Raw genomic sequence first — 13204 nt, forward strand, 5'->3', positions numbered from 1 at the left:
TTGAGTAACACGGCCACTATTGTTTATAACATCCATCTACTCTTATAATGTTTATCATCGGTACTCATTACCAACAATTAGTCTGCAGCGCTGACAAGATAATTTTCTTATCAGCATAGGTACACAATGGGCAAACACGGTTATCTATGATTTTCTTTGGGTCATTATTTCAATCAAAACTTGCACATGACGACCAATTTGACCTTCGTGCTTTATGGCATGGCATTATTGAACGTCTGTGCCAACGTTATAAGCTAACACTATCGTTGGCCGTTTGCTTATGCCTCGGGTCTTCGTCTGTGTATGCCAGCCAATATGTGCTATTGCCCGAAGACGCCAACACAACCACCACATCGGTTGCTGTAAAAAACGAAACTGTGTCGAATCTTAAAAATATACAGACCATAGAAAACATAAACAGTTTAGCGCCCACAACCTTATTGCAACCTGAGCTACAAGAACCAAGTTTATATGCACTATTAGATGCCGAGTTTGCAGCCGATCGTGATGATAAACAACGCGCAATAGCTATTTATAAGCAGCAATCTTTTAAAGAAGACGCGACTGCAGTATTTGAGCGAGCACTTAGTTTGTCTTTGCGTAATGAAAGAATTGAAGACTCATTGCAGTTTGCCAAAACATGGCAAGATCAAAACCCTGATCACGTGCCCGCTTGGTTTTATGTGGCGCATTTAGCCCTACGCGCCCACGACTACCTACTCGCTGGCGAAACCTTAAACCGTATTTTACGTTATGATCCTCGAGCAGATCTCAGCGAAATTCTTATCGGTATTTATCCCAATAACGATCAAGACAAACGTGAACTACTCGCGGCACTGCAACCACTTGATAGCGAACAAAATGCTTCACTCTCCGTGTTAAAAGCCGGTTTGCTTTACCAGTTTAATGAGCCTGAAAGTGCCATTATCCATATCAACCGTGCTTTAGAACACCAACCGGATTACGTACCTTTTATCACACTGAAGGCTGACATATTGCGCAAAATCGTAACCGCTGAAACGGTTGTTAACTACGTCAGTCAAGCACGCTTGCGCAATCCAGACAGTAAAAGCTTATATCTGTATGAAATTCGCTATTTGCTGGATTTGAAACAAAGCGAAGAAGCATGGGAGCTATTGCTCGACGCACACGAGCATTTTAATGATGATGCCGAAATCACCTTGCTAGCGGCGCTGGTAAGCTTGGATATCGAAAAGTATGATAGTGCGGACCAATTACTTAATATGCTCGCAAAAAACCAAGCTTATCTGGATCAAGCTTATTACTATCTCGGTATCAGTGCCGAGCGCCAACATAACTTTGAACAGGCTAAATACTATCTTAATAGCGTCATGCAAGAAGATTTAGTGTTAGAAGCCCGTAGGAAAGTCGTTGCACTTGACTTACTCAATGACGATACCGAAGCGGCAATAGCAACCTTAAAAAAACTGCGCAAAGATTTCAGTGTTTTTGCACCAGATACCTTCGTAATGCAAGCAGATATTTTACGACAGCAAAATAAATCTGACGATGCCCTGCGTCTGTTAACGCAAGCCGCTCGTCAATCTCCTAATAATGAGATGTTACTATTTGCCCGTATCCAACTGCTAGACGACAAAGATGATTACGTCGTTAAGCGCACACTGCTCAATCACTTGCAAGCATTGGATCCTAGTAATTTATCGTATCAGCTCAGCTATGCTCAGCTATTATTGGCCAATCAAAACAGTTCTGAGCAAGGTCTCAAGCTAGCAACAGCTATCATTCAAATTCGCTATGATGACCCACGTTATGACAATGAGCTGCATCTACAAGCACTCAACGTCCTAGCAAGCGATGCGCTGGCCAACGAAAACTACCAACAAGTTATCAACTACCTGCAGACACCTTATGATGTACTGCCAACCTTACGCTCAGGGGCTTTACTACTTCGCGCTTATCAAGGCCTAGGTAACAATGTAAAAGTTGAGTCATTACTGGCAGACTTGCAGCAGCGTTTCTCATTTGGTCAGCATAATATCAATGACCGTACGCAACTGTATTAGTATTAATATGAGAGTATGCAAATTCTAGATTTTTGCTTACAAGGCACTTATAAGAAGCTAACAGCGGCGCATAACTGAGTAACAAATAACATTTAAGCTAGTAAATTTGGTCATTATTGGGAATATAACATGTCATTATCAACACCTTCTTATAAGCTTAATAAGTTTGCTCTATTCAGTGCCATGACTGCCGCACTAGTGATAACCTCTGGCTGTCAGTCATTAAAAACGGCCAATGCGACCAATCAGTCAATGACTACTGTACAAAACCAACCTCAAAAACTTGAAAGTTTTAATATCACTGGCAAAATCGGTGTTACAACGCCCGCTAATGACACCACAGGCGCTCAAGGTGGTAGTGCATTTTATGCTTGGGGTCAGCAAGACGATCGCTTTGCTATCGAACTGATTGGCGCCTTGGGTATTGGCAAAACCAACATCGAATATAATGGTCAAACGGCCACCTTAGTGAGTGAAAAAACAGGCACATTAACCGCTGATGATCCTGAAGAGTTATTGAAAAAAGCCACTGGCTGGCAAGCACCTATCTCGCAAATGCCTTATTGGATATCAGGTAATCCTGCACCTTCAGACAGCGCACCAGAGATGGATGACCAAAACCGCTTGATAAGCTCAGTGAATGGTGATTGGAGTGCCAGCTTTACTTACAAAGGCTCTGACAAGCTACCAAGCAAAATCAGCGCTGTGCAGCCTCAAGGCAATAAAGTAGTGATGACGATTAATCATTAACCATCAATTAAATATTACTGCCCAAATAATCGCTGCTCATTAAGATAGCCATTTATGACTGAGTATATATCTATGCCGCATGCCGCTACTATCACTCGCTTATCGCCGGCAAAAATCAACCTGTTTTTGCATATTACTGGCAAGCGCACCGATGGCTATCATAATTTACAAACGGTATTTCGCCTACTCGATTGGGGCGATTATTTGCACTTTTCAGTAGACAATAAAGTCGTTGTTGATACCAGTAATAATGCGTTAGACACTACAAGGCTTTGTCATCAGCTAGTCACACTGACTGGCGCGGAATCGATAACGAAAAGCATAGAAGATAATCTCATCTTTAAAGCAGCACATGCATTGCTAGCGTCTGCCATACAATTCAAGACGCTACCCCAACAGCTGCCATTAGTACAAATTAATGTGGACAAGCATTTACCGATGGGTGCTGGTCTAGGCGGTGGCTCATCCAATGCCGCTACTACTTTACTGGTATTAAATGAGATTTGGCAGCTTAACTTTAACAAAAATGAACTAATAAAAATTGCTGCTACGATTGGCGCGGATGTACCAATATTTATCTTTGGGCAAGATGCGATTGCGATGGGTATTGGTGAGGAACTGACCGCCATTGACCTTCCCGACCAACAGTATTTAATCTTAACGCCTGATGCACACGTCAATACTGCTAAGCTGTTTGCCCATCCTAAACTGCAACGAAATATTGCCACACTACTTCCTGAAACCATCACAAATCAGTCCAATGATTATGTGCAAACGCTCAGCGCGCCATATCACAGTGTTTTCACACCGGTAGTTACGAGCCTCGCGCCTGCTGTTGAAAAGGCTTTACGTTATTTACAAGAATTAGAGGTTCAAGCAATGGGCACAGCACGAATGACTGGCTCTGGTAGCGCGGTATTTTTACCGTTAGATGCGAGTGTAACTACTGACAAAGCACTTTTAGCAAAGTGGATTGAAGATGCGCCTTGTGTAGGTTGTGTAGTAAGAAGTTTGTAGAATAATCTTCGGCACTTACCTAATAAAAATACAACATCCTTTATAAGTTACGAATAAAAGGCGCAAAAGACTTGCAAAATCTAAAAATCTAATTATAATAGGTCGCCACAATAGGGGTATAGCCAAGTTGGTAAGGCATCAGGTTTTGATCCTGACATCCGTTGGTTCGAGTCCAGCTACCCCTGCCATTTTTAAGTTCCAAGTGTTTGATATGCACCTAAAATAAGTGAATTATAAAACGTCACTTATTTTATTGTCATTGACAACGCCATCCCAGTTTCGGTATAGTTCGCAATGAACACCGCTAGGGAAAAGTTATGTTTTAGACAGTTTATCTGTTTTTCATATAACTGATAGGTCGTTACGCTATTCTAAAAATAACTATTTATAAGTTATAGTTAGGTATTAGACGTATACAATCTAGACATTACAGGGGTATAGCCAAGTTGGTAAGGCATCAGGTTTTGATCCTGACATCCGTTGGTTCGAGTCCAGCTACCCCTGCCATTTTTACTGTAATAGTAGTCTTCAATTATTTTCACCACTCTTTTCTTAATTTGAGCAGTTTGACACTGCTTAGCGGTCGCTGCTTGAGTAATCAATAGGACTTCTGTCATGCCTTATTTGGCGATTTTTACGGGTAATGCCCACCCTGAATTAGCGAAAACCGTAGCCGACCATCTCCATATACCTCTTGGTAAAGCTGACATCACGCGTTTTTCTGATGGCGAAATTGCCGTGGAAATCAAAGAACACGTGCGCGGTAAAGACGTGTTTATCATGCAGCCTACTTGTGCACCGACCAATGACAATCTAATGGAAATCATGATGATGGCTGACGCCTTGCGTCGCTCTAGTGCTGGCCGCATCACAGCTGTTATGCCTTACTTTGGTTACGCTCGTCAAGATCGTCGTCCACGTTCAGCTCGTGTACCTATCTCTGCTAAAGTCGTCGCTGACATGCTAAATATCGTTAGTATCGATCGCGTGATGACGGTTGATTTGCACTCAGACCAGATTCAAGGCTTCTTTGATATTCCTGTAGACAACATCTATGGCACGCCTGTACTACTAAACGACCTACAAAAGCAAGATTATGACAACATCATGGTAGTCTCACCTGACGTTGGCGGTGTGGTTCGTGCACGTGCAATGGCTAAGCAGTTGGGTGATACCGACATGGCGATTATCGATAAGCGCCGTGCTCGTGCCAATGAGTCACAAGTCATGCATATCATCGGTGACGTTCGTGACCGTGATTGTGTGATTGTTGATGATATGGCTGATACTGCAGGAACACTATGCAAAGCTGCCGAAGCATTGAAGGCAAATGGTGCTCGTCGTGTCTTAGCATATGTCACCCACCCTGTCCTATCAGGTAATGCGCTAAAAAATATTGGCGAGTCTGCACTTGATGAGTTGGTTGTTACCGATACGATTCCATTGTCTGACGCCGCAAAAGCGTGTAGTAAGATTCGCCAAGTAAGTATCGCTCCGATGCTCGCAGAAAGCTTACGCCGTATCAATAACGAAGAATCTATTAGCGCAATGTTTGACGACTAATATTTAAACCATTGGCATTGCTTATTTTTAACAGCAATGCTCGTCGTAAAATATTTAAATACTAAAAAACAGCGTCAAGTATCATTACTTGGCGCTGTTTTTTTGTGCGCGCCTTTTGCGTAGGTCTTTATTATTACTACAAAATCACGTATAATGCGCGCCTGTGCTAACCGTTTGATTGATTCAATCAGGTCGGCATTATTAAAAGTGCTGATCATGCTTGAAAATAACGACTACCACGATGACCATCATCATGAGAGTTTCTATTATAAGCAAATGGCTAAGCGTAAGTATCGTGAGCTTTGCTTACCATGCTAAATCACGCATAGCTATCATCACGTATTAGTGGATTGGTCGCAAATCCACTTTTTTATGACCAGACACTTCATCATTCTTTTTATAGGATTATATCCATGAGCATTAACCATTTTGAGCTAAACGCAGTTGATCGTTCTGCTGAACAACAAGGTAAAGGTGCGAGCCGCCGCCTACGTAAGCAGAACCTAGTTCCTGCTATTATCTATGGTGGCAATGAAGAGCCAACATCAATCTCTATCAAAATTAACGAGTTGGTAAAAGCACTTGAATTCGAAGCATTTTTCTCACACGTTTTGACCATCAATGTTGACGGCGTAGAGCATCAAGCTGTTATCAAAGACTTACAACGTCACCCTGCTAAAGGCTTCCCAATGCATGCTGATTTCCAGCGCATTGTAAAAGGTCAGAAAATCCACATGAATGTTCCTGTGCATTTCACTGGTCGTGAAGAAGCTCCAGGTACTAAAGCTTCTGGTGTTCTATCAACACTAGTATCTGATATCGAAATCGTTTGCCTACCATCACTACTACCTGAATATATCACAGTAGACGTATCTGGTATGGAAATCGGTGATTTGTTACGTTTATCAGACATCAAACTTCCTGAAGGCGTTGTCATTCATGAGCTTGAGTTAGAGGACGGCCATGACCGTACTATCGTCAACATGCAGCCACCAACAGTGGAAGAAGTTGATACAGATGCTGAAGAAGTTGATGCAGCTGATGTACCTGCTAGTGCGCAAGGTGAAGCTGAAGATAACAAAGACGGCGAATAACAACCGACTATTAGGTAGCAGTCTTGTACTTGTTACTTAATAACAGGTTGATTTAGTCAAAAAACAGCAGGCGATGAATATCTCCTGCTGTTTTTGTAAGTAAGATTTGGGCATAATATAAACCTTACATATTCAACACTTATATATTCAAAAATTACCACTCATTTATTAAATTCAAGCAGGGTATTTTTATGGCCATAAAACTTATTGTCGGTCTTGGTAATCCTGGTCAGCAGTATATGTTTACACGTCATAATGCAGGATTTTGGTTTGTCCATCATTTGGCTCAACAGTTTAATATCACCCTCTCTCCTGATAAGAAATTCCATGGCGTAACAGGACGCGGACAAATCCACGGGCATGATGTTCGTCTATTGATGCCGCTCACGTTCATGAATAAGTCTGGCGAATCAGTGGTACCAATGGTAAATTTCTATGGTATCCAAAATGATGAATTGCTTATCGCCCATGATGAGCTAGATATTCCAGCTGGTAGTATTAAACTTAAAACCAATGGCGGACATGGTGGTCACAATGGCTTACGTGATATCACGCCGCATATCGGTAATGACTTTCATCGCCTGCGCGTAGGAATTGGTCACCCTGGACACAAATCTAAAGTGAGCGGCCATGTCCTGTCCAAAGCCGCTCCAGATGAGCAAATTGCCATTGATAGCGCTTTGACAGCTGCTTTTGAAGCGCTACCATTATTGTTAGACGGTGACATCGAAAAGGCCCGCTCGCAAATAAATGGCTTTAAACTGCCTGAATAATAGGATAGCTCAAAGATAAGTGCCTTTTATTTTAGCCAGTTAATCCCCATTAACTCTTTGATTTAGTTAATATCAGTTACGCTGAGGAAGCAACCTATGCAACTTACTATGCTTAAATGCAAATTACACCGTGCTCGTGTTACCCATGCTGAACTACACTATGAGGGCTCATGCGGTATCGATGGTGATTTATTAGATCTTGCTGGGCTACGCGAAAATGAGTCTATCGACATCTACAACGTAACCAATGGCAAACGCTTTCGTACCTATGCTATCCGTGCAGAAGCTGGCTCTGGTATTATCTCGTTAAATGGCGCTGCAGCCCATATGGCAGATTTGGGCGATATCGTTATCATCTGTGCATATGCTCAGTTTGAAGAAGCAGAAGCCGAAACTTATAAGCCAAAACTGGTTTATTGTAACGAAGACAATACGGTTAAAGACACTGCAAATATTATCCCAGTACAAGTAGCTTAATCATCATTTGCGGTGCGATTACGCTTGATTATGAGCTTTCTTGTATCACTAGCAGTCAGTGATCGGCATTAAAGTATTCAAAAGCTGAATCTACATTGGGTTCGGCTTTTTTTACATTTATCCATCTAGGGCGAGCTAAACAAAGTTGACAGCACGAATCATCGCTTTATCTTGGATAACAAGATAATAAAAAAGGAAAATTACTAATGTGGTTGGCAGTCATTGCAGTACTGGTCGGTTTAGGGATTTTGGTTTGGAGCGCTGATGTATTTATTGATGGTGCAACAGCACTAGCAAAAAAATTCAATGCACCAAGTTTTTTGATTGGTGTGATCATTTTAGGCTTAGGCACGTCTGCGCCTGAAATGGTCGTGTCCGTATTAGCAGCATTAAACGGTAATCCTGAGCTAGCATTGGGGAACGCCTACGGCTCTAATATCATCAATATTGCTTTAGTGTTGGGTGCAACCGTACTCATCAGCCCTATTATCATCCATAAGGGCATTATAAAGCGAGATCTACCGATACTGCTATTGATTACCGCTTTGGCTGCTTGGCAGCTGCGTGATGGTCGATTAGACCTAACCGATGGGCTAATGTTGTTGGCAATGTTGGTTGTTGTTTTGGGTATTCAAATTGTGCTCAGTTTGCGCGAAGGTAACTCAGAAAATAAAGAGGATAGCGTAGAAAGCGCAAGTAATGCAGAGCTCATGCACACCAGCTTAATACGTGGTTTGGGCAGTTTGTTTGTTGGCTTATCAATGTTAGTAGCAAGCTCACAAGCCATCGTCTGGGGTGCCGTTGAGCTTGCAACGCTTTGGGGGTTGAGCGAGCTAGTGATTGGGTTAACCATTGTCGCAGTTGGCACATCGCTACCGGAGTTAGTCGCGAGCTTGTCAGCAGCACGTAAAGGTGAGCATGATATGGCCTTGGGCAATATCATTGGCTCTAATATATTCAACACATTGGGCGTTGTCGGTCTTGCAGCAATTATCGCTCCTATCACTGCCAATCCCATTATATTGTCTCGTGATATATTAACAATGGGAATAATCACCCTACTACTCGCCGTACTGTGCGTTTTTGCCTTTATCACCAAACGTCCATTCGGTCGAGCTTCTGGCATAATACTGATTATATTCTTTATCGGTTATACGCTATGGCTTATGCAAACCGTTAATATGTAACATTGACTGTTCACGCTGCTACAACAATGAAAAGAGATGCTAATTATTTTTCTTACGATTTTTAAAGCCCTTCCATAGCCCTTCATGTGCCACTTTTGGCATTTTTAGGGTAATGGTGTTGGATAGCATGTCCTGCACTGCTAAGCCGCGACGATTGAAAAAGCAAAATGCATAATTAAAAATAAAACCTAATAAAGCGCTGGTTAACAATATCTGACGTGAGCCACCAATCAAGCTACCAATAATGCCAAAAAGCAATGGCATTAAGCACGCGGCCAAAATACGTTTAAATGACTGTCCCCATGTTAATAAATAACCTGCGTTATTGACCGTTTTTAGACGCCAAGTTTGCATACCCAATGTCTGCCCACCACGACGCCAAAATATTCCATAAAATCCTACTAACGTCAGTACAAAAGACGGTGTCATAATAAGGTTTTGATACCATGTTGGTAACGATTCGGCTTGCGATGAGTCTACACCCGAATTCATCGTCATTAAGGTGCCAAGCACTACCAGTATAGTGCCTACCAAAAATAACAATGCCAAAATCAGCATGCCATCATAGAGGATAGCCACTACACGAGTCATTGGCTTAGCAATCGTAGGCTCTTCGTCAGACGTTTGCTGCGTAGAAGAATTACGTTGAGACTTTGATTTCGTGGTAGCTTTGGAGGTTCGTTTAGATAAACTTTTTGACATGGTACAAGCTCATAGCAAGCAATGAATAATAGCTCTATTGTACCGTAATTTACGACCGTATCGTATATTATCCTAGGGTGCTATCTCGCCAAAGGTAAAGTCATATGAGAGAGTCATCAAACATAAAATTCAGACATAAAAAAATCGCCAAATTGTCATAAGACAGGCGATTGATTTAATATTTTTTAGCTTAATAAAAGCTAGTATGCAAATGGTGCGCCTGGAGAGATTCGAACTCCCGACCCCTTAGTTCGTAGCCAAGTGCTCTATCCAACTGAGCTACAGGCGCGTATTTTGCACATCATTTACTGAATTATTAATAACAATTACAGCAAATTAGGTTGGTCATTATATAGATAATATCGCTTGTGTCAACATTTTTATGAATTAAATTCAAATTATTTTTGAACGAAATACTAAAAATATAATTAACGCTTATTTTTGCAATACTACTCTAACAACAACTGAATAAATGGCGGTGAAGGAGGGATTCGAACCCTCGATACGCTTACACGTATGGTTCCTTAGCAGGGAACTGGTTTCAGCCACTCACCCACTTCACCTAACGATTTAAGACACTTATCAAAATATTTTCAATAAAAACATTTCTTTAAACATAGTATCAATGCTAATGATACGTCTTATGTCGTGGGCGAGTATTATAACAAAGCCAAAATGAATTGCAAGCATTGTCTACAGTTTTAATGCAGCTTTTATCATAATTTTTTATTTATATGGCTTTATACTCTTTTTTACGACCAAAACACCAATAGTTACTGGTAAAAAATTCATATTTAAACCATGTAGAATGCTTTCTCATACATTTTTTATCTATAGCTTGGTTGTCTATGTTCAATATCTTTTCTACTATGGCTTTTTTAGCAATGGATGGCTATAGTATTTATCAGAATATTCATAACTAGACATAACAGAGCGCTACTAGCTTATCAAAGCTGTGATCTAGATAAGATAGAAATCGGCGATAATGCGCATGTTTTACTTATTTTAAAATATATTAAAGGACATTTTATGCGACCAGTGGTGTTGTGTTTTTCAGGATTGGATCCTTCAGGCGGGGCTGGATTACAAGCAGACATTGAAGCCATCGGCCAAGCAGGTGCTCATGCAGCTATCGCCTGCACGGCAATTACTATACAAAACTCACAGCAGGTATTTGGCTTTGATGCTTGTGCTGCAAGCTTGGTAAAACAGCAAGCTGAAGCAGTGCTCGGTGATTTACCTGTCAGTGTCATTAAGTCAGGTATGCTAGGTACCACAGATAACATTGCCATGCTGACTCAATTGTTTGCCAAGCAGGTTATCACTGCTGATACACCTTTTGTGTTAGACCCAGTATTGGTCGCCAATAGCGGTGGCAGCTTGGGTGATGAGCAAACCTTAGTCACTGCGTTTAGAGCACTGCTCCCCTATGCAACCTTAATCACCCCAAATACTCATGAGCTACGTGCCTTAAGTGGTGAGCAAGACTTACATATTGGTGCGCAAAAACTATGTGCCCAAGGTACCCATGCCGTGTTGGTCAAAACATCACATGATTTTGATAGCGGTGATATCAAGCAATATCTATATGTGAAAGGTGAAATGGTACACCAGAGCACTTTGCCGCGCTTAGCAGGTGAGTTTCACGGCTCAGGCTGCTCATTAGCCAGCTTTATCGCTGGACGCTTAGCGTTGAGCGACGACCTTGTTGATGCAGTGAAGGCCGCAGACAACTGGATTACTCAAACACTACGCGCAGCTGATGCACCGCACCCTGATGATAGCAATGCCCAATTGATACCCAATCGTTTTTTTCACCACTGATTTGCTCTGTGCTTATTAAACAATAAGTAGATATAAAAAAGGCGCTCTATCTATATAGAGCGCCTTTTTTTGGGCTACCAATCATTCTTAGAGAGTGTTAGGTCTTGATTTAACCTAACATGGGCACAAAGCTCGCTGCCAAACCACCTATAAATATCTCAAGTAAATAGAACGCCAAGAAAGCTACCATCGGTGATAAATCAAGCATGCCTAAGTTTGGTGTAATACGACGAAACGGTGCCAAGATTGGCTCTGCAAGATTAATAATAATACCAATAATCGGATGCTGAGATTGCGTAAATACGACAATCCAACTAACGATAATAGACCCGATCACCAAGTAGCGACACATACGCAAAAAGTCTAGAACCAAGCTAGTAGTACCAGTAAAAAATAACGGTACAGGAGCAATACCATGGTGCGTCAATGCTGCTTTACCAGAGATGTCAATCAAACGGATCAAAAACATCAGTACAATCGCCGCAATACTGATACGACCTTGACCAACGGTTGGAAAAATACGCCCAAAGACATCGACGATATGAGTCGCTTTATAAGCAGGTGCAATCATAGGATTACTGGCATCCATACCCGCAAACTGCAGCATAAAACGAATAAATACCAACATCATGGCGAAGGTGGTGACCAAATCAAAGATTTGAAATAACATATTGTTCATGAAGTGCTACTCTATGTGACATTATTAACAGGTCTTAAGATGACAAACGTCATGGTCAGATACTTGGTATTACTGCTTAGGCGTATCATTGCAAAATAGACAATGACACACCTCAGGTATGCAGAACTATTTGCTCATCTCTTCACTAAGCGCTTGGCTACGGTCAGAGCAAGCTTTCATAGCCTCACCAATTTGGCGGCCGATCTCATTGGCTTGCATCGATTCAACTGCGGCTTGAGTCGTACCTTTAGGCGAGGTAACCTGACGGCGTAATTCAGCAGGTGCGTCGTCACTATTCATTGCCATTTTTGCAGCGCCTAGCATGGTTTGCATCGCCAATGCTGACGCTTGTTCTTTGTCTAGACCTAACGCAACTGCGCCATCGATCATGGACTCAAGAAAGTAGAACATATAAGCTGGCGCTGACCCCGATACGGCAGTTACTGCATGCATCTGCTCTTCGTCATTGACCCAAATAACCAACCCAGAAGCCTCTAACACTGCGGTTGCTAGCTGCTTTTGTTCCGCAGAAATATCGCCAGTACCATACAGCCCTGTCGCACCCATTTGAATCATAGAAGGCGTGTTTGGCATCGCACGCACAATATTATCGTAACCACCTAACATGTCAGATAAAAGTGCGGTCGACAATCCTGCTGCTACCGAAATCACCAGCTGATTGTCTAAAGCATCTGCAAACTCACCAACGACCTGTCTCATGACTTGTGGCTTGACCGCCAGTATGACGACGTCTGCGCCAGTTACAGCAGCTTTGGGGTTTTTGCTGGCATCAACCGTATTCATTTGCTGCTTATCATACTGCGCACGTGTCTCTTCGCTAGGCGCTGATACCGTAATAAGCTCAGGCTTGACACCGCAGCCAATCAGACCGCTAATAAGCGCTCTTGCCATGTTGCCGCCACCGATAAAACTTATTTTTTTATTGTCTAATACTGACATTGCTACTCCCTTTTGCCAAAACTTAAAAATACTCAAACTAACATAAGCTTATGTAAAATGACGTCCAGTTTATCATACTGCTACTGGAGCCGTTTGATAAATTCAATAAGCCATCACTGTCAATATATTATAA

12 protein-coding genes and 4 tRNA genes are annotated in these 13204 nt (G+C 41.9%); 11 read left to right on the forward strand and 5 right to left on the reverse strand.

Annotated elements, in window-relative coordinates:
* Window positions 1-146: 146 nt before the first annotated feature.
* The 10 genes from EI164_RS03225 (at window position 147) to EI164_RS03270 (ending at window position 8906) form a co-directional block, all read left to right on the forward strand.
* Window positions 147-2045, forward strand: a complete 1899-nt coding sequence (locus tag EI164_RS03225) for a hypothetical protein (RefSeq protein WP_192518567.1) — start codon at window positions 147-149, stop codon at window positions 2043-2045.
* 129 nt (window positions 2046-2174) lie between these two features.
* On the forward strand, window positions 2175-2795 hold the full coding sequence (gene lolB, locus EI164_RS03230) for a lipoprotein insertase outer membrane protein LolB (RefSeq protein WP_192518568.1): 621 nt from the start codon (window positions 2175-2177) through the stop codon (window positions 2793-2795).
* 54 nt (window positions 2796-2849) lie between these two features.
* A complete protein-coding gene (ispE, locus tag EI164_RS03235; RefSeq protein WP_192518569.1) occupies window positions 2850-3812 on the forward strand; it encodes a 4-(cytidine 5'-diphospho)-2-C-methyl-D-erythritol kinase in 963 nt (320 codons plus the stop codon).
* 112 nt (window positions 3813-3924) lie between these two features.
* Window positions 3925-4000 (forward strand) — tRNA-Gln (locus EI164_RS03240).
* Between the two features lie 243 nt (window positions 4001-4243).
* A tRNA-Gln gene (locus EI164_RS03245) sits at window positions 4244-4319 on the forward strand.
* 108 nt (window positions 4320-4427) lie between these two features.
* The gene (locus EI164_RS03250) at window positions 4428-5375 is read left to right on the forward strand and encodes a ribose-phosphate pyrophosphokinase (RefSeq protein ID WP_192518570.1); all 948 of its coding nucleotides are present in this window, start codon (window positions 4428-4430) and stop codon (window positions 5373-5375) included.
* A 413-nt stretch (window positions 5376-5788) separates the two neighbouring features.
* Entirely contained in the window at window positions 5789-6469 is a 681-nt protein-coding gene (locus EI164_RS03255) for a 50S ribosomal protein L25/general stress protein Ctc (protein WP_192518571.1), read from the forward strand.
* Window positions 6470-6660: 191 nt separating this feature from the next.
* Window positions 6661-7242, forward strand: coding sequence for an aminoacyl-tRNA hydrolase (gene pth, locus EI164_RS03260; RefSeq protein WP_192518572.1), 582 nt, complete (start codon window positions 6661-6663; stop codon window positions 7240-7242).
* Window positions 7243-7338: 96 nt separating this feature from the next.
* Window positions 7339-7719, forward strand: a complete 381-nt coding sequence (gene panD, locus EI164_RS03265) for an aspartate 1-decarboxylase (RefSeq protein ID WP_192518573.1) — start codon at window positions 7339-7341, stop codon at window positions 7717-7719.
* A 206-nt stretch (window positions 7720-7925) separates the two neighbouring features.
* Window positions 7926-8906: a calcium/sodium antiporter gene (locus EI164_RS03270; protein WP_192518574.1), complete on the forward strand. Its 981-nt coding sequence runs from the start codon at window positions 7926-7928 to the stop codon at window positions 8904-8906.
* Between the two features lie 39 nt (window positions 8907-8945).
* Here the strand turns inward: EI164_RS03270 and EI164_RS03275 are convergent, their stop codons facing one another.
* From EI164_RS03275 to EI164_RS03285, 3 genes are all read right to left on the reverse strand, one after another.
* Window positions 8946-9608, reverse strand: coding sequence for an RDD family protein (locus EI164_RS03275; protein ID WP_192518575.1), 663 nt, complete (start codon window positions 9606-9608; stop codon window positions 8946-8948).
* A gap of 212 nt (window positions 9609-9820) precedes the next feature.
* Window positions 9821-9897, reverse strand: a tRNA-Arg gene (locus EI164_RS03280).
* A gap of 184 nt (window positions 9898-10081) precedes the next feature.
* Window positions 10082-10171: transfer RNA gene (locus EI164_RS03285), tRNA-Ser, on the reverse strand.
* Window positions 10172-10637: 466 nt separating this feature from the next.
* On the opposite strand from EI164_RS03285, the gene EI164_RS03290 reads away from it, so the two are divergent.
* Window positions 10638-11432: a hydroxymethylpyrimidine/phosphomethylpyrimidine kinase gene (locus EI164_RS03290; RefSeq protein ID WP_192518576.1), complete on the forward strand. Its 795-nt coding sequence runs from the start codon at window positions 10638-10640 to the stop codon at window positions 11430-11432.
* Window positions 11433-11541: 109 nt separating this feature from the next.
* Here the strand turns inward: EI164_RS03290 and EI164_RS03295 are convergent, their stop codons facing one another.
* Entirely contained in the window at window positions 11542-12111 is a 570-nt protein-coding gene (locus tag EI164_RS03295) for a YggT family protein (protein ID WP_192518577.1), read from the reverse strand.
* 126 nt (window positions 12112-12237) lie between these two features.
* The gene (gene proC, locus EI164_RS03300; RefSeq protein WP_192518578.1) at window positions 12238-13071 is read right to left on the reverse strand and encodes a pyrroline-5-carboxylate reductase; all 834 of its coding nucleotides are present in this window, start codon (window positions 13069-13071) and stop codon (window positions 12238-12240) included.
* Window positions 13072-13204: the final 133 nt, after the last annotated feature.

Source organism: Psychrobacter sp. FME13 (assembly GCF_014861395.1).
GTDB lineage: Bacteria > Pseudomonadota > Gammaproteobacteria > Pseudomonadales > Moraxellaceae > Psychrobacter.